The sequence below is a fragment of the Desulfofustis glycolicus DSM 9705 genome (assembly GCF_900130015.1).
In the GTDB taxonomy this organism is placed as follows: Bacteria; Desulfobacterota; Desulfobulbia; order Desulfobulbales; family Desulfocapsaceae; genus Desulfofustis; species Desulfofustis glycolicus.
In genome coordinates this window covers 17,943-37,023 of sequence record NZ_FQXS01000015.1, presented here as the reverse complement: position 1 = coordinate 37,023, position 19,081 = coordinate 17,943, and the positions used below count along the sequence as shown (strand labels likewise).

15 protein-coding genes are annotated in these 19,081 nt (G+C 57.2%); 6 read left to right on the top strand and 9 right to left on the bottom strand.

Annotated elements, in window-relative coordinates; genetic code table 11:
* Positions 1 to 97: 97 nt before the first annotated feature.
* Together hrpA and BUC26_RS24420 are read left to right on the top strand one after the other, a co-directional pair.
* The gene (gene hrpA / locus BUC26_RS12675; RefSeq protein WP_073376576.1) at positions 98 to 3,862 is read left to right on the top strand and encodes an ATP-dependent RNA helicase HrpA; all 3,765 of its coding nucleotides are present in this window, start codon (positions 98 to 100) and stop codon (positions 3,860 to 3,862) included.
* Positions 3,859 to 3,981, top strand: coding sequence for a hypothetical protein (locus tag BUC26_RS24420; protein WP_279626293.1), 123 nt, complete (start codon positions 3,859 to 3,861; stop codon positions 3,979 to 3,981). The genes hrpA and BUC26_RS24420 overlap by 4 nt, the downstream gene beginning before the upstream one ends.
* A gap of 34 nt (positions 3,982 to 4,015) precedes the next feature.
* Here BUC26_RS24420 and BUC26_RS12670 read toward each other — a convergent pair whose 3' ends face one another.
* The 4 genes from BUC26_RS12670 to kdsB all read right to left on the bottom strand — a co-directional run bounded on the left by BUC26_RS12670 (position 4,016) and on the right by kdsB (position 9,676).
* Positions 4,016 to 6,016 carry an ATP-binding response regulator gene (locus BUC26_RS12670; protein WP_073376574.1) on the bottom strand — a complete coding sequence of 667 codons (2,001 nt, stop codon included), beginning with the start codon at positions 6,014 to 6,016 and terminating at the stop codon, positions 4,016 to 4,018.
* Entirely contained in the window at positions 6,013 to 6,399 is a 387-nt protein-coding gene (locus BUC26_RS12665; protein WP_073376573.1) for a response regulator, read from the bottom strand. The genes BUC26_RS12670 and BUC26_RS12665 overlap by 4 nt, the downstream gene beginning before the upstream one ends.
* 147 nt (positions 6,400 to 6,546) lie before the next feature.
* Positions 6,547 to 8,859: a gluconeogenesis factor YvcK family protein gene (locus BUC26_RS12660; RefSeq protein WP_073376720.1), complete on the bottom strand. Its 2,313-nt coding sequence runs from the start codon at positions 8,857 to 8,859 to the stop codon at positions 6,547 to 6,549.
* 22 nt (positions 8,860 to 8,881) lie between these two features.
* On the bottom strand, positions 8,882 to 9,676 hold the full coding sequence (gene kdsB / locus BUC26_RS12655) for a 3-deoxy-manno-octulosonate cytidylyltransferase (protein WP_073376571.1): 795 nt from the start codon (positions 9,674 to 9,676) through the stop codon (positions 8,882 to 8,884).
* Between the two features lie 74 nt (positions 9,677 to 9,750).
* Between kdsB and BUC26_RS12650 the strand changes: the two genes are divergently transcribed.
* On the top strand, positions 9,751 to 10,536 hold the full coding sequence (locus BUC26_RS12650; protein WP_073376570.1) for a class I SAM-dependent methyltransferase: 786 nt from the start codon (positions 9,751 to 9,753) through the stop codon (positions 10,534 to 10,536).
* Here the strand turns inward: BUC26_RS12650 and BUC26_RS12645 are convergent.
* The 3 genes from BUC26_RS12645 to BUC26_RS12635 form a co-directional block, all read right to left on the bottom strand.
* Complete coding sequence (locus BUC26_RS12645; protein ID WP_073376568.1) at positions 10,527 to 10,997, bottom strand: 23S rRNA (pseudouridine(1915)-N(3))-methyltransferase RlmH; 471 nt, start codon at positions 10,995 to 10,997, stop codon at positions 10,527 to 10,529. The genes BUC26_RS12650 and BUC26_RS12645 overlap by 10 nt on opposite strands.
* A complete protein-coding gene (locus tag BUC26_RS12640) occupies positions 10,997 to 11,404 on the bottom strand; it encodes a YkgJ family cysteine cluster protein (protein ID WP_073376566.1) in 408 nt (135 codons plus the stop codon). The genes BUC26_RS12645 and BUC26_RS12640 overlap by 1 nt, the downstream gene beginning before the upstream one ends.
* A gap of 144 nt (positions 11,405 to 11,548) precedes the next feature.
* Positions 11,549 to 12,124 (bottom strand): YqgE/AlgH family protein, encoded by a 576-nt coding sequence (locus BUC26_RS12635; protein WP_073376564.1) that lies wholly within the window; start codon positions 12,122 to 12,124, stop codon positions 11,549 to 11,551.
* Positions 12,125 to 12,405: 281 nt separating this feature from the next.
* On the opposite strand from BUC26_RS12635, the gene glgB reads away from it, so the two are divergent.
* The 3 genes from glgB to BUC26_RS12620 all read left to right on the top strand — a co-directional run bounded on the left by glgB (position 12,406) and on the right by BUC26_RS12620 (position 15,569).
* Complete coding sequence (glgB, locus tag BUC26_RS12630; protein ID WP_073376718.1) at positions 12,406 to 14,616, top strand: 1,4-alpha-glucan branching protein GlgB; 2,211 nt, start codon at positions 12,406 to 12,408, stop codon at positions 14,614 to 14,616.
* A gap of 4 nt (positions 14,617 to 14,620) precedes the next feature.
* Positions 14,621 to 14,818, top strand: a complete 198-nt coding sequence (locus BUC26_RS12625) for a hypothetical protein (RefSeq protein WP_073376562.1) — start codon at positions 14,621 to 14,623, stop codon at positions 14,816 to 14,818.
* Between the two features lie 82 nt (positions 14,819 to 14,900).
* Complete coding sequence (locus BUC26_RS12620; protein ID WP_073376560.1) at positions 14,901 to 15,569, top strand: DUF4126 domain-containing protein; 669 nt, start codon at positions 14,901 to 14,903, stop codon at positions 15,567 to 15,569.
* Here the strand turns inward: BUC26_RS12620 and BUC26_RS12615 are convergent.
* Both BUC26_RS12615 and BUC26_RS12610 read right to left on the bottom strand, forming a co-directional pair.
* Positions 15,566 to 17,356, bottom strand: a complete 1,791-nt coding sequence (locus BUC26_RS12615) for a two-component system sensor histidine kinase NtrB (protein ID WP_073376558.1) — start codon at positions 17,354 to 17,356, stop codon at positions 15,566 to 15,568. The two genes, BUC26_RS12620 and BUC26_RS12615, sit on opposite strands and share 4 nt — an antisense overlap.
* Positions 17,346 to 19,037 carry a DUF6909 family protein gene (locus BUC26_RS12610; RefSeq protein ID WP_073376556.1) on the bottom strand — a complete coding sequence of 564 codons (1,692 nt, stop codon included), beginning with the start codon at positions 19,035 to 19,037 and terminating at the stop codon, positions 17,346 to 17,348. Before BUC26_RS12610 ends, BUC26_RS12615 begins: the two co-directional genes overlap by 11 nt.
* Positions 19,038 to 19,081: the final 44 nt, after the last annotated feature.

Genomic DNA, 19,081 nt, shown 5'->3' with positions numbered 1-19,081 from the left:
CCTTTCGTAATGACAGCAGAAACGATTATATGGTATAGCAACCATTTCTCAGGAATCGGATTGTTACCATAAAAGCACTGTCTCAGCCATCGTTTTCATGGAGTTCTCCTACCCATCAACGCTGCCGATCACCCCGTTCATCCCCGAGATCACGGCACTTCTCAAAGAGCATCGGGTCGTCGTTATCGCCGGCGAGACCGGTTCCGGTAAAACCACTCAATTGCCGAAAATCTGCCTCGATCTGTTCTTCGACCAGCCCGGCCTGATCGGCTGTACACAACCGCGCCGCATTGCCGCGACAACGGTCGCCCAACGCGTCAAAGAAGAACTCGGCGGTCACGGCTATCTGGTGGGCAGCAAAATTCGCTTTCACGATCGGACGACACGAAATACCCGGATCAAATTCATGACCGACGGGGTGTTGTTGGCAGAGACCCGGCAGGATCCGTTTCTCAACCGGTATCGCTGTGTTATCGTTGATGAGGCGCACGAACGCAACCTCAACGTCGACTTCCTGCTCGGCTACCTCCACCGTCTGCTGAAGAAGCGTGACAATCTTCAACTCATCATCACCTCGGCGACCATCGACACGAGCGCGTTTGCTGCTCATTTCGGTCAGGCGCCAATACTGCAGGTCACCGGTAAAACCTACCCGGTTCAGATCCTCTATCAGCACCCCGACGAAACCGACGAGGATAGCTCCTACGTGGACGCCTGCGTCGACGCGGCGGCACAGCTCTGCTCATCCTATCCGCCCGGCGACATCCTGATTTTCCTGCCGACGGAAAAGGATATCAGAAATTGCTGTGAGGTGTTGCGCGGGCGTCTGCCGCAGCGCCGTGTCCTGCCGTTGTTCGGCAGGCTGCAGACCGCCGACCAGCAACAGATCTTCAAGCTGCAGCAGTCTCTAAAGATTGTTGTTGCCTCAAATGTCGCGGAAACCTCGCTGACCGTCCCCGGAATCCGCTACGTCATCGATTCCGGTCTTGCCCGTATCGCCGTCTACAATCCCCGGGCGCGAACCACCAATCTGCCGGTAACAACAATCTCCCGAGCCAACTGCGATCAGCGCGCCGGTCGCTGCGGCAGGATCGGACCGGGCATCTGCCTGCGTCTCTACAGCGAGGAGAACTATCTGAATCGCCCACAATTCCCCGTTCCAGAGATCCAACGCGCCAACCTCGCCGAAGTCATCCTGCAGATGGTATCGCTCAAACTTGGCGACCCCTTTGCTTTTCCCTTCCTCGATCCGCCCAAACCGGGCGCAATCCGGGAAGGCTATCGCATGCTCAATGAACTCGGCGCCCTCACCGACGACGGACACCTTACCAACAACGGATCGATCATGGCCCGGTTGCCGATCGATCCGGTCATCTCCCGGATCCTCATTGAAGCGGAAAAAAACAAGTGTCTCAGAGAAATTGTCGTCATCGCCGCGGCTCTGGCCATCCAGGACCCGCGGGTTCGTCCGGCCGACAAGGAACAGCTCGCCGATCAGGCACACGCAGCATTTCAGCACCCGCAGTCGGATTTTTTGATGCTGCTGACCATCTGGAACCGGTGTTTTGCCGAAATAGGCAGCTTTTCCTGGTCGGCGTTGAAGCGATTCTGCGGCCGCTATTATCTGTCTTTCCAACGGATGCGGGAATGGATCGACCTGCACGAGCAATTGAGCCGTCTGCTGACCGAACAACACCGGTTCACCTTAAACGATGTTGAAGCCTCCTACGAGGCCGTGCATCGATCACTGCTCGCCGGTCTGTTCCGGCAGTGCGCGCGCAAGACAACCGGCCCGAACTATCAGGGCATCGGTAACCGCGAACTGGTGATCTTTCCCGGCAGTCACCAGCACACCAGGGGGGGGCCGTGGATCATGGCCGGCTCTTTTATCGAGACGTCTCGCCTGTTCGCGCTCACCGTCGCCGCCATCGAGCCGGAATGGATCGAATCCGCGGCCGCCGCCTTCTGCAGCTATTCCTGGACGAACCCGCGCTGGCAGAAGAAGACCGGTCGGGTCATCGCCGATGAAACCGTTTCCCTCTACGGGCTGGTCCTGATCAGCGGCCGGACGGTTAATTTCGGCTCCCGGGACGAAAAGAATCGAGCCGAAGCGCGAAAAATCTTCATCCAGCAGGCCCTGATCGACGGTCACATCAGCGGTTCCTTTCGATTTCTCAAAGACAACGAGCAGTTGCTGACTCGATGGCGAGAGGCTGAAGCCCGGTTGCGTAAACGAGATGTCATCGTCGATGACGGCGTTATCTTTGATTTTTACGACAGCAGACTGCCTCCTTCGGTCTACGACCGGCAGTCTCTGATCAAAGCCATCAAGCGTGACGGCGAGCAGAACCTGCTGATGACCGAGGCCGACATCCTGCTACGGGCGCCCGGTGACAAAGAACTGATCGACTACCCGCCGGCCATCCACCACGGCTCGATCGCTATCGAACTGCGCTACCACTTCGAGCCGGGCAGCCCGGATGACGGTGTCACCGCTCTCATTCCGGAACACCTGCTGGACAGCCTCAAAGCCGAGCTCTTCGACTGGTTGGTGCCGGGGTTGCTGCCGGAGAAGACCGCTTTGCTGATCAAGGGGCTGCCGAAGCGACTCCGGAAACGACTCATCCCGGTCAACGAAACGGTTGCGCGACTCCTTGATGAGATGCCCATCGGCAAAGGTTCCTATCTGAAAGAAATGACGAAGGCCATCGCCAAGCTCTACAACACGACCATTCAGCCGGGCGACTGGCCGATGGAATTGCCCGACCATCTGCGCATGCGCTTTGTCGTTGTCGATCAAAGCGGCAGTGAGAGCCGCTCCGGCAGAAACCTTGATTCCCTGCGCCGTAACTCCGGCCAGCCGTCGGCGAAACGGGCGACTGGTCGTCTGCACCCCGACGACGAGGCACTGACCCGGGAATTGGCCGACACCGTTTTTCACTCCTGGCAGTTTGCCTCGGTCAAACCCCGTTTGCACCTGATCTCTGAAACCGGCCTGACCGTTGGTACGCTCTTCCCTGCCCTTGAACCGATACCCGGAGGAAACGGCGTACGAGTGATCTATCTCCCCGACTCTGACGATGCCCGGCGCCGCACCGCAACAGGGGTGCATTATCTGCTGCAAATCAGCTTCCAGGATCAGTCCCGCCAGCTGAAACGTTATCTCAAGACGGCCTTTTCCGGCCCATCGTCGAACTGGCTCAGTTCATCACTCGGGTCGGGCGGCAACGCCCGGGAAGCGATCTTTAGCTTTGTGTTCAATGCGCTGTTTCCGGTAGATTTCGATATCTTCCAAGCCGAGGATGAATATCGACGACGTCTCGATCAGATACGCCACAGTGGCTTTTTTGCCGGCGGACAACACCTCGTTGACAGCATCATGGCAGTATTGCGACAACGCCGCGAGGCGGCAACGCTCATCGAGAAGATAAGGCGCGACATCCCCAGTGGTGAAACGGCCTGCAGCGATCTGCAACGCCATCTTGATCTGCTCTTGCCCACCGACTTCCTGGAACACGCTCGGAGCAGCGATTTTGATCACCTCGGTCGTTTTCTCAAGGGCCTGAAAATCCGGATCGAACGGGCTTCCCACAACCTGATTCGGGACCGGGAAAAACAGCGTCCGTTTCTGCCACATCTCGGCAACAGCGAAAACTATTCAAGTGCAGTATATGACGCCGATTCGTCCTGCCGAACGGCCTACCGCCGATATCGCTTTTTGGTTGTCGAGTTCGGAATATCGGTGTTCTCTCCGGAGCTGAAGACCAGCGAAAAAGTCTCGGAGAAGATTATCGACCGGGCCTGGCAGGAGGTATTGTCCGTCTGTCCGTCGGCGCCGGCAAGCAACCGGGGGCGACGATGAACAAAGTGAGTCTGGGCGTCCTGCTATCGATCAGCGCATTGATTCTGCTGCATCAAAACCAGTGGGCCCTCGGCCTGGCCGCTTTTATTCTCGGCATCCTGATTATGAATAAGCGATAAGACATCCCGGCCAAGGGACGTGACAAGATCTGGGTCAACTCACACCGCCTCCCCGACCGAGCGCCAGGATATTGCGCAGATCATCGAGGGTATAGGGCTTCGGCAGGGCATTTGAAAAACCGTAATCACGGCAGTGCGACATCACTGGACCGACCGGCGTACCGCTGGTAGCGATAATCCGCACATCCGCATCGATTGCCCGCAGGTTTCGGCACAATTCGACCGCCCGAGCGTCTTCTTCTTCTCGGAGGTTGATCAGCGCCGCGGCAAAGCGTGCGCCATTCCCGATCGCTTGACGATAACGCGCCAGCGCTATTTCGCTGGTGGCCGCCGATACCACTTCCAAGCCAAGATATTCGATCATCGCCGCGGCGACCAGAGCGGTCTGCTCATCGCCCTCGACAAGAAGAATGCTATTTCCGACATGCGTCACGGATGTCGCTGCGTCCTGCTGCTGCTCTAAGAGCAGCGGCAGGTAAAACGATACCGTGGTTCCCCGGAACATTTCGGAGGTGACGACGACGTAGCCTCCGTGATTACGCAAGGTCGAGTAGACAACCGCCAGACCGAGCCCCATTCCTTTGACGACGCCCCGCTGCTTCGTGGAATAATACGGATCGAAGATTTCCGGGATATGGCCGGCCTCGATGCCACCGCCGTCATCGGTCAGATCGAGCTGCAGATAATTCCCGGCCGGTACGTATTGACCGGCAACAACGAGCGGCTCGGCGAAGCGGACCCGATGCCCGCTGATCGTCACCCGGGTCGCCCCGGCTTCTGCGCTGTTGCGCAGGACATTGACAACGGCGGTGACAATCTGCTCCCGGTCAATTGAAACCGACACGTCACCGCTTTCAAGAACAATCTCGACGGTCGGTGCCGGATCGGCGGAAAAGCTGGCCACCGCGTGCTGCAGGACCGAATCGATATCGCTCGTTTCCCGATCGATAATTCCATACGCCGAAGACTGGGAGATTTTTCTAACCAGCTCGACGGCGGTCTGCGCCGACATTTTGGCCCGCTCCAGCTTTTCCCTGACCTGATCGGCAGCGCCGCTGTCAAGGGCCAGCTCGGCCACTTCGATGCTGCCGCAGATAACGGCCAACAGGTTATTGAAATCGTGGGCGACGCCGCCGGCCATTCCGCTCAACGCGTCCATTTTCTTCACCAGTCGGATAGCCCGATCAAGTTTCCGCTGATACTCCTCAGCCCGGTATTGCCGGGTGATATCGCGGATAATACAGATACCGAAATAGCTCGCTCCGGCAACGGCCAGCAGGGAAACTACCAGCACCCGGTTATGCCGCCTGATCGGTCTGTCATCGCCGATGGTCAACGGCTTCATGCCTCGGCCGCGCAATTCTCCGTTCAACCAGGAAGCAATCGTCTCGTCATGCTCGCCCCAGCCGATCGCGACCAGATCGGAACCGATGATCCCGGCGACTTCGCAGTCGAGGATATCCAGAGCTGCCCTGTTGATATCGACAATTTTGCCGTGCTCATTGAGTTCGATCACTCCTTCGGACAGCGAGGCGACAATTTCCTCCCGATGCATTTTTTCCGCCAGGATTTCACCTGCGATGGACAGTTCGCCTCCCTGACGTTCGAACAATCCGGCCTGGTCGCCAAGCACCTTGTCAGCGGCAACGGATTGGCGACTAAATCGCTCCAATGCTTCGTGAATATTGCTGCGCATCTCGGCCAGACTGCCCTTGACGATGCACAGATCGCAGGAGATGGTGGCCATGATCCGTTTTGCCTCAGCTATCGGGATGGCCGAAATAACGACGATGAATACCGTGCCGCGATCCGGGGTCTGGCGAATCACTCGGCAGAGCTGCTCGCCGCTCACCAGTGGCATCACCAGGTCGGTAAAAACGATGTCCACCGGCTCCCGTTTGAAAATTTCCAGCGCCTCGAGGCCGTTCTCGGCGGTGTGCACCAGGCACCCTTCCCGCTGCACCAAGGTTGAAATCGCCTTCAGCAGGACCGGGTTATTGTCGACGACCAGGGCTCTGGGTTGCCCGCTGCTCATTGGCTCTCCCCGCGGCCCTCTATTGCCCGCCACTGCCACACAGCAGCAAGCATCTGATCGATTGCCAACGGTTTGCGAAAAATCTTCCAGGCACCGAGAAGCTGGGCCACTTCCAGATACTGGTCCGGCGACAACCGCCCGCCGCCGGAGATAGCAATGACGCCGACCTCGGGAAACGACCGCCGAAACGAGGAAATCGTCTCAATCCCTTCCTGTACCGGCATGATCAGGTCGCAGACCACCAGGTCGACCGGCGTTTTCCGGTGCAACTGCACCCCGTCCCGGCCGTTTTCCGCCTCATAAACCGTCCACCCTTCCATCTCGAACCAAGTCCGAAGGATATCTCTGATTGCCGGTTTGTCGTCGATAATGAGAATTTTCATTGTTGATTCCAATCCTACTTCCCTGACGGCAGGTCACGATAAACGACAAAAATCACCATCGTGAGCAAAAGATCCCTTGTTGTTGGCGGAAGACCGGTTAAGCCCTGTCCCGCCACGGTTGCCATACCGCCGGTCAGGCGCCCCGACTCACTGCTGCTTGCCGAAGACCGACTGGCGGAAAAAGGTGGTCAGACGCACGCGTCGATCCCTGGTCCTTATCTGTTCGGGAATCAGGTCGGTCTGATGCATTTTGAGAATGGACATTTTATATTCGATATGGCTGGCCAGGCGGTTGTCCAGATACCAGGCGTACATCAGTCCCATCAACAAGCCGGGCGGAGTGAACCCTTCCTCACTGTTGACTACCCTGGTGAAATGGCAGGAAGTCACCTCCTTCATCCGTGACAGCGCAAGAAACTCGCGCAGCTCTTTATCGGTGAAATAACAAGAGCGCTCTTCAATCGGGCGCAGCAGCAGATGATAGATGTTGCCCAGGACGATGGGGCCGCACTGCAGCGGCTCCATTCTCTTTTCCAGCGCATAGTTGCCGAGCAGTGCCTGACCGACAGCGATCAGGAAGGCAACTTCGAGCTGCTTTTTGTCATCCACACGATCCCGGCGGAGATAGATCTGCCTGTCTTGAGGATCGTAGAAAGAAAAGACATTGTCCCATCGTTGGTCACGGCGCCAATGGTCCCGTTGGACACAGGTAATGCCGTTGATCGTTGCGAAATGGGCGAGCGGGATGTCCTGGTGATACCAGATCATGTCCACCAGCTCCTCGCGAATCCGCTGTTCATCAAGGCAATCGTTACCGGCCGGCCGGAAGGAAAACGGTAGGTCGGCCAGGCATCTACTAACCTGCTGGTATTTTATCGCCGGTAGACAAGTTGTATAGCGACTGGCAAGATGTCCGACACCGTCGGTGGTGAGTTCTGTCGGGTCGTCGGATGGTGGCGGGTGACTGGCCAATTGTTCGGCGAGATAGAGTGTTTTGACGGTTTGGGCGACGATCTGCGGATCATGCTGAATGACCTGCCGTTCATGAAGGGCCGCTTTCGAATAAAAGCCGCACTCGATCGCCGCAAACCCGTGTCGCTTCAAGACCTCCCGATCCAGATAGATGGGACTTTTCCCTTCCACGGCATAGTTCTGAATAACCGACCCGGGGATATCCTGAAGGGACAGACAGAGGACCTGGTCAAAGAGTCCTCGCACGCCCCCGGGCAGATTCCGGTTATAGGCCCTGATCATGTCCGAAACATGAAATTTTCGCTCCGGGTCGAGATTGCTTCGGTCCGTTTCTCCGTCCTGAACCCAGAGGTTGGCGATCAGCAGCTTGAGCGCTCGCCGGTTTCTCCTCACCGCCGCGGCGATACCGGGAACTTGCATGACCGGAATGATCGAGCTATAGAGACTGCCGGGCGCCATGATCAGGATATCGGCTGAGCCGATCCGTTCAAGCAGTGGTTCCGGAACAAAGGGGTGGTCGCAGAAATCAACAAAGACCTGATCGACGGGAAAGCCCCGCCGTGCCTCACTGGATTTTCTCTCTCCGGTGACCTGAACGCCGTCACTGTATTGAAAGCGTAATTGTGCCGGTGTGGCCGTGCAGGGCATGACGGCATCCTCACCCGCCCCGAGCAACAGTGCGCACTCGGCGATTGCATCGTAGATGTGCTGGCCGTACCTGACGGCGATTCCGTTCGGGTCGTTTTGGAGCACATCATCCGGCAGGCGGCGACAGATCGCCGACATAATGATCAGATTGCCGAGGCAATGCGGTCGCTGCAGGACACGCCGGCAAAGACTGTCAGTAAAACAGAAGGACAGTGTCTGCGCGACATAGTCCTTGATCTCGGGCGGCAGGCTGTCGAGCGTCGCCCCGCATTGGTTGAGCACATCCTCCACGGATGCCGGTCTGGTGTTATAGCGATAGTTAAAGAGCGCCGACAGATCGCCGGCCACTTCGGTCGCCTCGGAAACGGTCAATTCATAGCGTAATTGCAGCTGTTTCAACTGGATCGAACTCAGCAGCACATGGCGGATATCACCAACGGCGATGACCGGCACGTCCTTGAGCAACTCACCGGTCGATCCGCCGTCGTCGGTAACACAGACCACCGCCGTCGTCCTCGGAAAAACGTGTTTGAGGCCCTCGAATGGCCGTCTCGCCCAACCTCTTTGCCGGCAATCACCGCCGATAATATTGGAAAGACCGGTACCGCCGCCGAAGACCACGACCCGCAGGTCGTCGGTCCTGGCCTCGATCAGGTTTTGGCGAAGTTCGCCGAACAGCGAATTCGATGGGAGATCGACCAGCCTCGGCCCGTCATTAAGTACCAGATCGACCAGTTTCTCCCGCAGGTCGTGATGGGACAGCAAATCGAGCGGAGCCAGTTGTCTGGTGCCGAGTTCTCTGAGCAATACCCTGTTTTTTTTGATAAAATCCTCGCTCATTGGCACATCTTTGTCCGGATAATCACGAAGCAGGGTGCAGCTGACCGATCGCTGCCGCTTCTTTTCCAAGCAACGCCGCCACCCGCGCCAACTCTTCCCTGGTATCGACCTCGATGGAATCATGCTCTGTCAGGACTACCTTGATTTTGTAGCCATACTCAAGGGCACGGAGTTGTTCTAGTTTTTCGTAATGCTCCCATTCACCTTCAGGCAACGCAACAAACGTCAGCAAAAACCCTTTGCGATAGGCATAAAAGCCGAGGTGCTTATAGTAGGAAGGACCCGTTTCGTCCGGATTGCGCTGAAACGGGATCGGCGACCGCGAAAAGTACAGCGCATGCATCTCTTTATCGAAAACCGTTTTGACATGATTGGGATCGAAGATCTCCTCTTTCCTGACGATCTTGTAGATCAACGTAGACATCGGCAGTGCCGGATCGTCGAGCAACGGCGAGACCACCTGTTCGATCACTTCAACCGGGAACAGAGGCTGATCTCCCTGGATATTGACGATCACGTCATGTTCGGAAATCCCGAGCAGTTCCGCCGCTTCGGCCAATCGATCGGTCCCGGAGACGTGATCTCCCCGCGTCATCACGCACTCGGCCTGAAACGAGGCGACGGTATCGGCGATGCGCCGGTCATCGGTGGCGACCACCACTCTGGACAACAGCGGGACCCGACGAGCACGCTCCACCACATGCTGGATCATCGGTTTGCCGCAGATCGACGCCAACGGTTTACCGGGAAACCGATTTGACTGGTAACGGGCCGGGATGATCGCAACAACCTGGACATCGGGGTTTGATTCTGGCATCTATCTCAGTATCCTCCTGGTACGATTGATCAGGGACGGTCAACGGGTCACCCCACTACTTAAATCATTTTTCAATGGATATCAAACAACGCATCACTATCAGGGCCGTCTCGGACCGCGCCGCAGATCTCGCTTGCGCCGAGCAGCTTGCCGACACGCTCGGGCTCCCTCTCAGGGTGGCGGAAGACGACACCTCCGGACTTTTCTTGGCCTACCACAACGACCGCCTTCAGTTGCACGACAACTCCCTGCCCGCCGCAGCCCATCCCCTCAGTGTCGACTTCCTGGCCGGTCCCTCCTATTATCGGTTCCTTAGTGATCGTCGGATCAGTCAGCCGCTCGCCAAGGCGGTCGGTATCAAGCAAGGGGTGAGGCCGGAGGTCTGTGACGTCACCGCCGGGTTTGGTGAAGACGGCTTTGTCCTGGCTTGTCTCGGTTGCCGGGTTGTCCTCGTCGAGAGATCACCGATTATCTGGGCCCTACTCGACAACGGGCTGCGACGGGCAGCAGCTCACCCGCTGATCGGGCCACTGGTCGCCGAGCGGATCAGCCTGCACCTGGCCGAGTCAACCAGGTTCCTCGATACCGCCGGCCGGTCGTTCGCCACTATCTATCTCGACCCGATGTATCCGGCAACCAGGAAATCCGCACTGAACAAACAGAAAATGCGTCTGCTCCGGGCAATCGTCGGCGATGATTCTGACAGTCCTGCTCTGCTGGCCGCCGCCAAAAAGGCCGATCCCGCCCGGATCGCCGTCAAACGACCACTCAGGGCGCCGCCGCTGTCGTCCGCCCCCGCATCGTTTTCGATAAACGGAAAAAGCAGCCGCTTCGACGTCTATCTCCCCCCTTATTTGTGATAACCGGTGCCGGCCCGAATGGAAAAAGCGCGATACAATTGCTCAAGCAGCAGCAGGCGGGTCATGTCGTGGGTAAAGGTCATCGGGGACAAGGAAAGCACCAGGTCCGCCGCCCGGAGTTGCTCATCGGCCAGACCGAGCGGTCCGCCGATGACGAAGACCGTCTTCTTTACCCCCCGGCCGAGCAAATCCTCCAGCAATGAGGCCAGTTGCTCCGAGCTGAATTGGCGCCCGCAACGATCCAGGGCGATGCGATAGCAGTTCCCGGCATCAATGCGATCATTCAAAGCGCTGCTTTCCATCGCTTTGATTTCCTGGGCGGTTTTGCCGCTCGTTGCTTTTCCTTTCAAATAGGTCAGCGTTACCGGACAGAAGTGTCCGAGTCGCGCCCTGAAGTCATCGATCCCGGCGGCCAGATAGGATTCTTTGGTCTTACCCAGCAGAAGAACTTCCAGCTTCATCAGCGGTGCTCTTCTCTTGACGATTTCCTGTCCAGCACGCGTTTCAGAATACTGCAGAAGTGGTGATACGACAGTTCTTTTGTAATACCGGGGCACGATTCGCTGATGGCCTGGTAATTGGCCTCGTCGAGCAGCAGCGCCGGCACCAGAGGCCATTGCGCGCACCGCCACGGTCTGCCGTAATAAACGGAGCAACCGTTATTATAGAAAATGCAGTGGTGGTCGACGATACGCATCTGTACTACCGATCCGGAGACCCGCCAATACCTACGGGCTACCTCATCGCGCGGCAGCTGCAAATAATCGACCATCCGCTGCTGATCGGCAGCATCGAGTGACACCGTGGTTTCACCATGACAGCAGAAACCGCATTGTCGGCAGGTAAACAATTGTTCGAGCTCTTCCATGATCCGGATCCTGATATCTGGTTTGGCCACTGCCAAAAAACGACCGCACCGATGATACCAGATCCGGAAAAAAGATGCCGCAGTTGAAATAGCGCCGGGGGAGACATCTCGCGACGCCAGCTTAAGGAAGGTGAACAACGCCGCTCAAGCGTAGCCGATCATGTCCCCGAAGGTTGAGATATCGATACCATAAAGCATCGCCGCCATCCGCCACTTCTCTTCATCGGCGACATCGAAGATGATATGGTCATCGGCGGGCAGGGTCAGCCAGCCGTCGGCCAGGAGCTCCCCTTCCAGCTGCCTCGGCCCCCAACCGGCATAACCGAGCAAAAACAGGTACTTGTCTGGGCCTCGCCCGAAGGCAATGTCTTCAAGGATCTTAGTCTCTCGGGAAAGCGAAATGGTCGGCGAAATCTCCAGCCGGTGCTCCGCCTGGTAGTCGGATTGATAGAGGATAAAGGCCGACTCCAGTTCGACGGGGCCTCCGATATGCACCGGCGGTAATTCTCCATCGGGAACCGGCAGGTTGGCGGTGCGTAAAATCTCGCTGAGGCTGAAAAACGGGTTCGGCTTGTTGACGGCAATCCCCATGGCCCCTTCGTGACTATGTGCACAGATAAAAATCACCTGCTCTTCGAACCGGGGATCGGGCATCTTCGGCGTCGAAATCAGGAATGAACCCGTTAGGGTATCGATGACAGGCGTTTTCTCGGCAACCATTTTGGCACCCCTGCAGAAACGTGATCTGACGTTGTCTTTCTGCTTTAAGCGTATCAAATAGGGACTGCCACCGTCAAGAGGGTCGCTGCGGGGAACGCAGCGGAATCGTGGTTCTCTGTGGTAGCATGGCGTATTCTTGACAGAAAAAAACCTCTTTTGTCCATGACATTTTCGCTGCTATACCCTACTATTTGATTGGAGGCCCCGCCAGGCTGTGCAAAATTCTTCCATCATTGCCGGTACTGATCGGCCTGAATCTTTTTTTCTACCACGTGGTTTCTATGAATGACCTGCAAGCTGCAATCCTCGCCGCCGATTCCTACGACCCGTTCCACTTCCTCGGCGTCCACAACCACCCGGACAGAACCGACTGGGTTATCTTTCGCTGTCTGCACCCCCATGCCGAGACCGCCGAACTGATCAGCGGTGACAACGAGTATCCGCTTGAACGATCCCATCCGGACGGACTCTTCAGCATCAGCCTGCCTCGATCCGATCTGGCCTTTCCAGATCTCGATCCGTTTGACTATCGCTATCGGGTTACCTATCGCTCCGGAGTCCAGCACCTAATCAACGATCCCTATCGCTTCCCGCCGCTCCTTGCCGATCAGGATCGATATCTCTTCAACTTCGGCACCAACTATTCACTCTATAACCTGATGGGTGCCCAACTCGGCCTGCACCACCGGGTCAGCGGCACCCTTTTTCGCGTCTGGGCCCCCAATGCCCGAGCCGTTTCCGTTATCGGTCATTTTAACGGCTGGGACAACCGGGTACACCAGATGCGGGTCCTTGGCAGTTCCGGCATCTGGGAGCTTTTTATCCCGGGAGTCGTTGAGGACGAGTTGTATCGCTTTTCCATCAGAGCCGCAGACGGAACGATTCGTGAAAAATCAGACCCCTATCAATTCTTCGGCGAGTTGCGACCGAAAACCGCCTCAGTCGTCCGCGATCTCAACCGTTATAACTGGAACGACCAAGCCTGGTTGGAGGGAAAACGGGCCAACCAACCTTATAACCGGCCGGTCGCCATATATGAAGTGCATCCCGGATCATGGCGCCGCGACCCCGATCAACCAGAGCGCTTCCTGACCTTTCGCGAACTTGCCGACCAGCTCATTCCTTACGTGAAAGACCTCGGTTACACCCATATCGAGTTGATGCCGGTCATGGAACACCCGTTGGACGAATCCTGGGGATATCAGGTCACCGGGCCGTTCAGCCTGACCAGTCGCTACGGAGTACCGGACGATTTCATGTACTTTGTCGATCAATGCCATCAAAACGACATCGGCGTCATTCTCGACTGGGTGCCGGCCCATTTCCCAAGAGACGACCACAGCCTGGCCCGCTTTGACGGTACCGCTCTCTACGAGCATGAGGATCCGCGCAAGGGAGCCCACCCGGAATGGGGGACAATGATCTACAACTACGGGCGCCGCGAGGTTAGCAATTTTCTGATTGCCAACGCCCTGTTCTGGTTGGATCGCTATCATATCGACGGCCTGCGAGTCGATGCCGTCGCCTCAATGCTCTATCTCGACTATTCTCGGAAAGATGGGGAGTGGGTGCCCAATTGCTATGGCGGCAGAGAGAATCTCGAGGCCATCGAGTTTATTCGACACATGAACTCGATCATCTATGACCGCTTTCCCAACACCCTGATGATCGCCGAGGAATCGACCAGTTTCTACGGCGTATCAAAGCCGGCAGACCAAGGCGGGCTTGGTTTCGGCTTCAAGTGGAACATGGGGTGGATGAACGACATCCTCAGCTATTTCAGCAAAGATCCGCTCTATCGAAAATTTCATCACAACGCACTGACGTTTTCCCTGATGTACGCCTTTTCGGAACAGTATGTGCTGCCGCTGTCGCATGACGAGGTGGTACATGGCAAACGTTCACTGCTGGAAAAGATGCCGGGCGACCGCTGGCAGAAATTTGCCAATCTCCGATTGCTGCTGCTGAGCATGTATCTTCACCCCGGCAAAAAGCTGCTCTTCATGGGCGGCGAATTCGGGCAGATCTCCGAATGGTATTGCAAGCGCAGTCTGGACTGGCATCTGGCGGAACAGGACGGCGATCATCGTTCGCTGATCGATTTCGTCCGCGACCTCAATCATTTTTACCGAGCCAACCCGTCGCTCTGGCAACTCGACAACGATTACCGCGGCTTCAGCTGGATCGACCTGGAAGATCAGGACAATTCGATAATTTCATTTGCCCGGCTGGCCGCAGATGGGCAAGATCATCTCGTCTGTCTGCTCAACTTCACACCGCAAACCATCTCCGGCTATCGCCTCGGCCTACCGACGGGAAACGATTACCGGGCAGTTTTCTGCTCAGACAGCGCCATCTACGACGGCAGTTCGATCTGTCCGGAACAGCCGTTTACCGCTTACCCGGAGCCGCATGCCCGCGCCGACTATCACACGCTGATCACCGTTCCACCGTTGGCCGGCGTCGTGTTGAAACCATGCCAGGGAGCGTAACAACATGACTTCGCCACCGTGCCATTCACCGCTGGCCTCGGACAAATTGAAAAAAGCCGTCCGAGCCTTTGCCGATCTGCTGGAACAATATCCGGAGAAATCGAGACATGACCTGCTTCAGCACGTCGAACTGAACTTCGACCTGTCACCCCTGGAGTGCGAATTTCTCAACAAGTGCCTCAACCAGGAAACTGAGCCGTGAACCGGCGGGAAGGCGCATTGAAACATCTTCACAATGATACGTTCCGGGGCACCGCCACGTACTACCCAGACGCGGAGGGATTATGGACGCATACCAACAGGTGATTGCGACAATCGCACTGACCATGGGGGCCGCCTGGGCCAGTGGCATCAATCTCTACGCAACGATCGGCGTACTCGGCCTGCTCGGCAGCAGCGGCAATATCGTCTTGCCGGAGACCCTGGTGGTCCTGCAGAACCCGCTGGTGATCGGCGCCGCGGTGCTGATGTATTCCGTTGAATTCTTTGCCGACAAGACACCGGGCGTCGACACCGGCTGGGACACCATTCACACCTTTATCCGTATCCCCGCCGGCGTTATGCTGGCCGCCGGCGCCGTCGGCGAGGTCAATCCGGCTATCGTCGTCGCGGCCGGCATTCTCGGCGGCACCATAAGCGCCACCAGCCATACGATCAAGGCCGGCTCACGGGTCTTGATCAACACCTCCCCGGAGCCCTTCACCAATTGGGCAGCCTCCATCGCGGAAGATATCGGCGTCATCGGCGGACTGTTCGTCGCCCTGCACTATCCGGCGCTGTTTCTCGTGCTCCTCGTGCTCTTCATTATTCTGTCGATCTGGCTGATCCCCAAGCTCTGGCGCGGTATCTGCTTGATCTTTGCAAAAATCAAAACGTTGTTTACCACCGCCCCGCCCGCCACCGAACACCCCCCGTCGCCACCCCCATCATCGCCCGATCTGCCGACTCGCTAGCAAGGCAGATCTATGACGGCCGAGGTCCCTTGTCCCACCGTACTGTCCAGGGTGAGCCTGCCGTGGTGATCGTCAATGATTTTCCTGGATAACGCCAGCCCGAGACCGGTTCCTTCCGGCTTGGTGGTGACATAGGGATCGAAGACGGTTTCGAGCAGCTCGGGAGCAATTCCCGGACCGTCATCGATAATGCTTATTTTCAACCTGTCTCCTTCCCGATCGGTGGCAACAGTCAGGACCCCGCCCCGGTCCATGGCCTGGATCGCGTTAAGCCCGAGGTTGAGCACCACCTGGATGAGCCGGTCCTGGTCGACGGCAAGCTGTCGACCACCACAGCGATAGTGCTCTTTTACCTCAATACCAGCTGCCAGCGCATCGGATCGCAGCAAGGCAACGGCCTTGGCCACCACGGCATCTATCTCAACCGGAGCGATCTGCAATTGCGTCGGCCGGGCGTAATCAAGCAGCTCACCGATACTGCGATTGAGCCGTTCAACTTCGGTCACCAGCAGACCGACGGTTTCCCTGCCGAGCGCATCCTGATGCAACCGCCCCTGGAGCAAAATGGCCAGTCCTTTGATGGAGCTGAGCGGATTTCGGATCTCATGGGCGACACCGGCGGCCATTTTCCCGATAGCCGCGTCTCGCTCCACTCGTGCCAATTCGCTCTCCAGCGCCCGAATCTGGCTGAGATCCTGAATCAGCAAGAGCATCCCGGCCTGCTCACGATCCGGATCCTCGAGCGGTAGCCTGACGATATGGAGCGATGTCGCTCCGCCAGCCCGCTCTGGCAGGGTCACTTCCCACCGGGTCTTTTCAGTCATGATCTGCCCAGGAGAGAGCAGGTCCCGAAACCGTTCGGGCAACACGGAAACGGACGGTTTGCCCAGAACCTGCTTTTCTTCCAGCCGCAACATGGAACAGGCGCTGGCGTTGCAGGTCCGCACCCGGCCATCCGGCCCGGTAGCGATCAAACCGACCGGCAAAGAAGAAACGAGAAGATCGGTAAATTCGCGTATTTTCGTCAAACGGATTTGAGATCCGCGCAACCCCTGCAAGGTCATCAAGGAGAGGATACCGCCGATACCGACCAGCAGCAGGACGAGCGACAGCACACCGACCTGAATGAACTGCTGCCGCACGGCCTGGTGAAACGTCTCAAGGCCAAGCTCGACGACCCAGAAGTATTCGCGGTGCCCGATGCGGTCGAGAAACCGCTGGAAATCCGGCGCCGAGAGTCTCTCCAGCGGCCGCCCCTGCCTCCCGCGTCCCATTGGGTGCGGCATCATTTGGTTGTTAGTGGCCACGGCAAACGGCAGCGCGACCTGAAAGACCTCCCGGCCGTCACCGCCGCTGACGATGCGAAACGGTTCCTGCCGTGCATCGTGTTGCCTCAGGAAGGCGATCATCTCATCGGCCACTATCGTGCCGTCCCTGGTCTGATCGCTGTGGACGACGATATCGCCGGCCATCGTCACCAGATAGAGGGCGTCGATTCCGGAGTGGTCCGAACCGTTTTCACTGGCCTGCCGGATTGTCTGCTGCCATACCTGTTCATCGAGCTCTCCGCGCATCAGCGATCTTCGCAGAGAAGCCCGGGTACTCGCCGCAACCAGATTGAGAATCGCCTGCCCTTCCTGTGACAAGGCCGCGGTCATCAATTGTTTCTCCCGCCGCACGTTGTTGACGGCAAAGACACCGATGATGACGGTGAGCAATACGCAGGCACTGGCAAACAGCAGCGGTGACGCGTAAAAAATCCTTTTCGGACCTTTGCTAGGGGACATGGTCGGTACGCAGAATTTTCTCGGCAATTACCTTGGAAATCTGATAGGTCGGCATGATCCCTTCATCACCCATCGGGCCGGAGGCCAGCGTCTCACCGCTGATCAACGGATTATCCGAGGCGTAATAGGCATATCTCGTTTTCATGGTTTTCGGGATATGGCGCTGGATAATCGCCGCATTGATTGCCCGCTGATAATGCCCCCCTTCCATCTCGATACCGACCGCCCGCCAGGACGAGGAGTGAAACCGTTCCAGCACATCACGATTCTGCAGGGAGGTTCCGAGGACGGTAACCATCGGACCGCAGTAGACGTCAAGATCACCGCTGAAATCGTGAGGCGACAGATCGTTGTCGAGGATATAGTTGTGCGGTGTTCCCTCCATCACGTGGGCCGTGGCCAGCATGATATCACCTTTCTTGCCAGGCAGGATGCCGGCCTTGCCCATGATTGAAATCGATTCGATGCGCAGGTTCCATTCGCCGCGATCGGACACGAAGGGACTGAGCAACTCGTCCATGACTTCATACGCCTGGGCACCGAAGGCATAATCCATCACCAGGATCACCGGTTGATCTTTTTTGATATAGTCCCAGGACAGCAGGACGTTTTGATGAACGCAGGCTTCAGTGAGGCGCCCGGTATCGATGATCTGCACGTCGATATTGGACCCTGAAGAATCCTCGTGTTTGGTATAGCCAAACGATGCCGCGTAGCGCTCGATATCCGCGTCGCATTCCCGAAGCTGATGAATCATCTCGTAGAGATCGTCGGCCGGCTTGACGCCGATCTCCTGCAGGGCACCATACCCATAGATAATGTTTCTAAACGAGTGCATATTGGCGCTGATGACATGGATCGACCGATCCTGCAAGGCCAGCGCTGAGAGACGCTGTTTGATAGCGATTGCCCAGTGCGAGGCGTAACGATGATGGCCGAGAATATCCTGCAGCGACGGCGTAAAATAGATGGTCAGCCGATCTTCCTCGCCCCCTTCCTCCCGAAGGATGCGGCTGCCGAGTCGTTGAATAATGCGAAACAACCCGTTATTGAAGCCCTTGACCCGGTTCTGATCGAGGTAGTGATAGGTCTGCCTCGTCTCACGATAGGTGCGCCCGAGGATGATGGAAAGGTTCCAGAGAGCCTGGTCAAACTCGGGCCCCTCTGCCAACTCCTCGATGTCGACAATCTCCTGCAGGGCCCTCCACTCCAGGCTGGCCTCGCTTCCCTGGCGGTTGATCTGGGTCCTGATCTTCTGCGCCTCGATATTGAGAAACGTCAGGTGCGTGAGGATGTCATAGATTTCCGTGGATCCCTTGGTTATCACAAAACAGATCTCCTTGCGCGACACCACATAGGACAGCCGCCGCCGCTTGAGCGGTCGGATCTCCTCGAACGAGGTCCCTTCCAGGTCCTCCTGGGCGGTCAGCACGATCTTGTTGCATTCTTCGATACCGCGCGGCAACCGGTCGATGACATACTCGAGTCCCTTGAGTTCGACCACCCGCTGGTCGGACATCGAGCCGTAGATCTCCGGGCTGAACTGCCGCAAGGCTTCCTCCAACTTGCGGCCGGTGGTTCCGGACGGCTGATAGGATCCGGTCAGGATAAGGGCATCGGTAAGGGTTTTGAACGCGGCTATGGCGGATCGTGCCCGCTGTGATTTAGAAAGTTCTTCCATTGCCTGGCTCACTTTGTCTGATGGGGTAAAGCTCTTGTCGGACC

What these genes read in the sequence shown, in the direction of transcription:
- BUC26_RS12660 (WP_073376720.1), bottom strand. Translation starts at nt 8,859, where the DNA reads ATGAGCGAGGATTTTATCAAAAAAAACAGGGTATTGCTCAGAGAACTC.
- BUC26_RS12640 (WP_073376566.1), bottom strand. Translation starts at nt 11,404, where the DNA reads ATGGAAGAGCTCGAACAATTGTTTACCTGCCGACAATGCGGTTTCTGC.
- BUC26_RS12610 (WP_073376556.1), bottom strand. Translation starts at nt 19,037, where the DNA reads ATGGAAGAACTTTCTAAATCACAGCGGGCACGATCCGCCATAGCCGCG.
- BUC26_RS12645 (WP_073376568.1), bottom strand. Translation starts at nt 10,997, where the DNA reads ATGAAGCTGGAAGTTCTTCTGCTGGGTAAGACCAAAGAATCCTATCTG.
- BUC26_RS12620 (WP_073376560.1), top strand. Translation starts at nt 14,901, where the DNA reads ATGGACGCATACCAACAGGTGATTGCGACAATCGCACTGACCATGGGG.
- kdsB (WP_073376571.1), bottom strand. Translation starts at nt 9,676, where the DNA reads ATGCCAGAATCAAACCCCGATGTCCAGGTTGTTGCGATCATCCCGGCC.
- BUC26_RS24420 (WP_279626293.1), top strand. Translation starts at nt 3,859, where the DNA reads ATGAACAAAGTGAGTCTGGGCGTCCTGCTATCGATCAGCGCATTGATT.
- BUC26_RS12625 (WP_073376562.1), top strand. Translation starts at nt 14,621, where the DNA reads ATGACTTCGCCACCGTGCCATTCACCGCTGGCCTCGGACAAATTGAAA.
- BUC26_RS12665 (WP_073376573.1), bottom strand. Translation starts at nt 6,399, where the DNA reads ATGAAAATTCTCATTATCGACGACAAACCGGCAATCAGAGATATCCTT.
- hrpA (WP_073376576.1), top strand. Translation starts at nt 98, where the DNA reads ATGGAGTTCTCCTACCCATCAACGCTGCCGATCACCCCGTTCATCCCC.
- BUC26_RS12615 (WP_073376558.1), bottom strand. Translation starts at nt 17,356, where the DNA reads ATGTCCCCTAGCAAAGGTCCGAAAAGGATTTTTTACGCGTCACCGCTG.
- BUC26_RS12650 (WP_073376570.1), top strand. Translation starts at nt 9,751, where the DNA reads ATGGATATCAAACAACGCATCACTATCAGGGCCGTCTCGGACCGCGCC.
- BUC26_RS12670 (WP_073376574.1), bottom strand. Translation starts at nt 6,016, where the DNA reads ATGAGCAGCGGGCAACCCAGAGCCCTGGTCGTCGACAATAACCCGGTC.
- glgB (WP_073376718.1), top strand. Translation starts at nt 12,406, where the DNA reads ATGAATGACCTGCAAGCTGCAATCCTCGCCGCCGATTCCTACGACCCG.
- BUC26_RS12635 (WP_073376564.1), bottom strand. Translation starts at nt 12,124, where the DNA reads ATGGTTGCCGAGAAAACGCCTGTCATCGATACCCTAACGGGTTCATTC.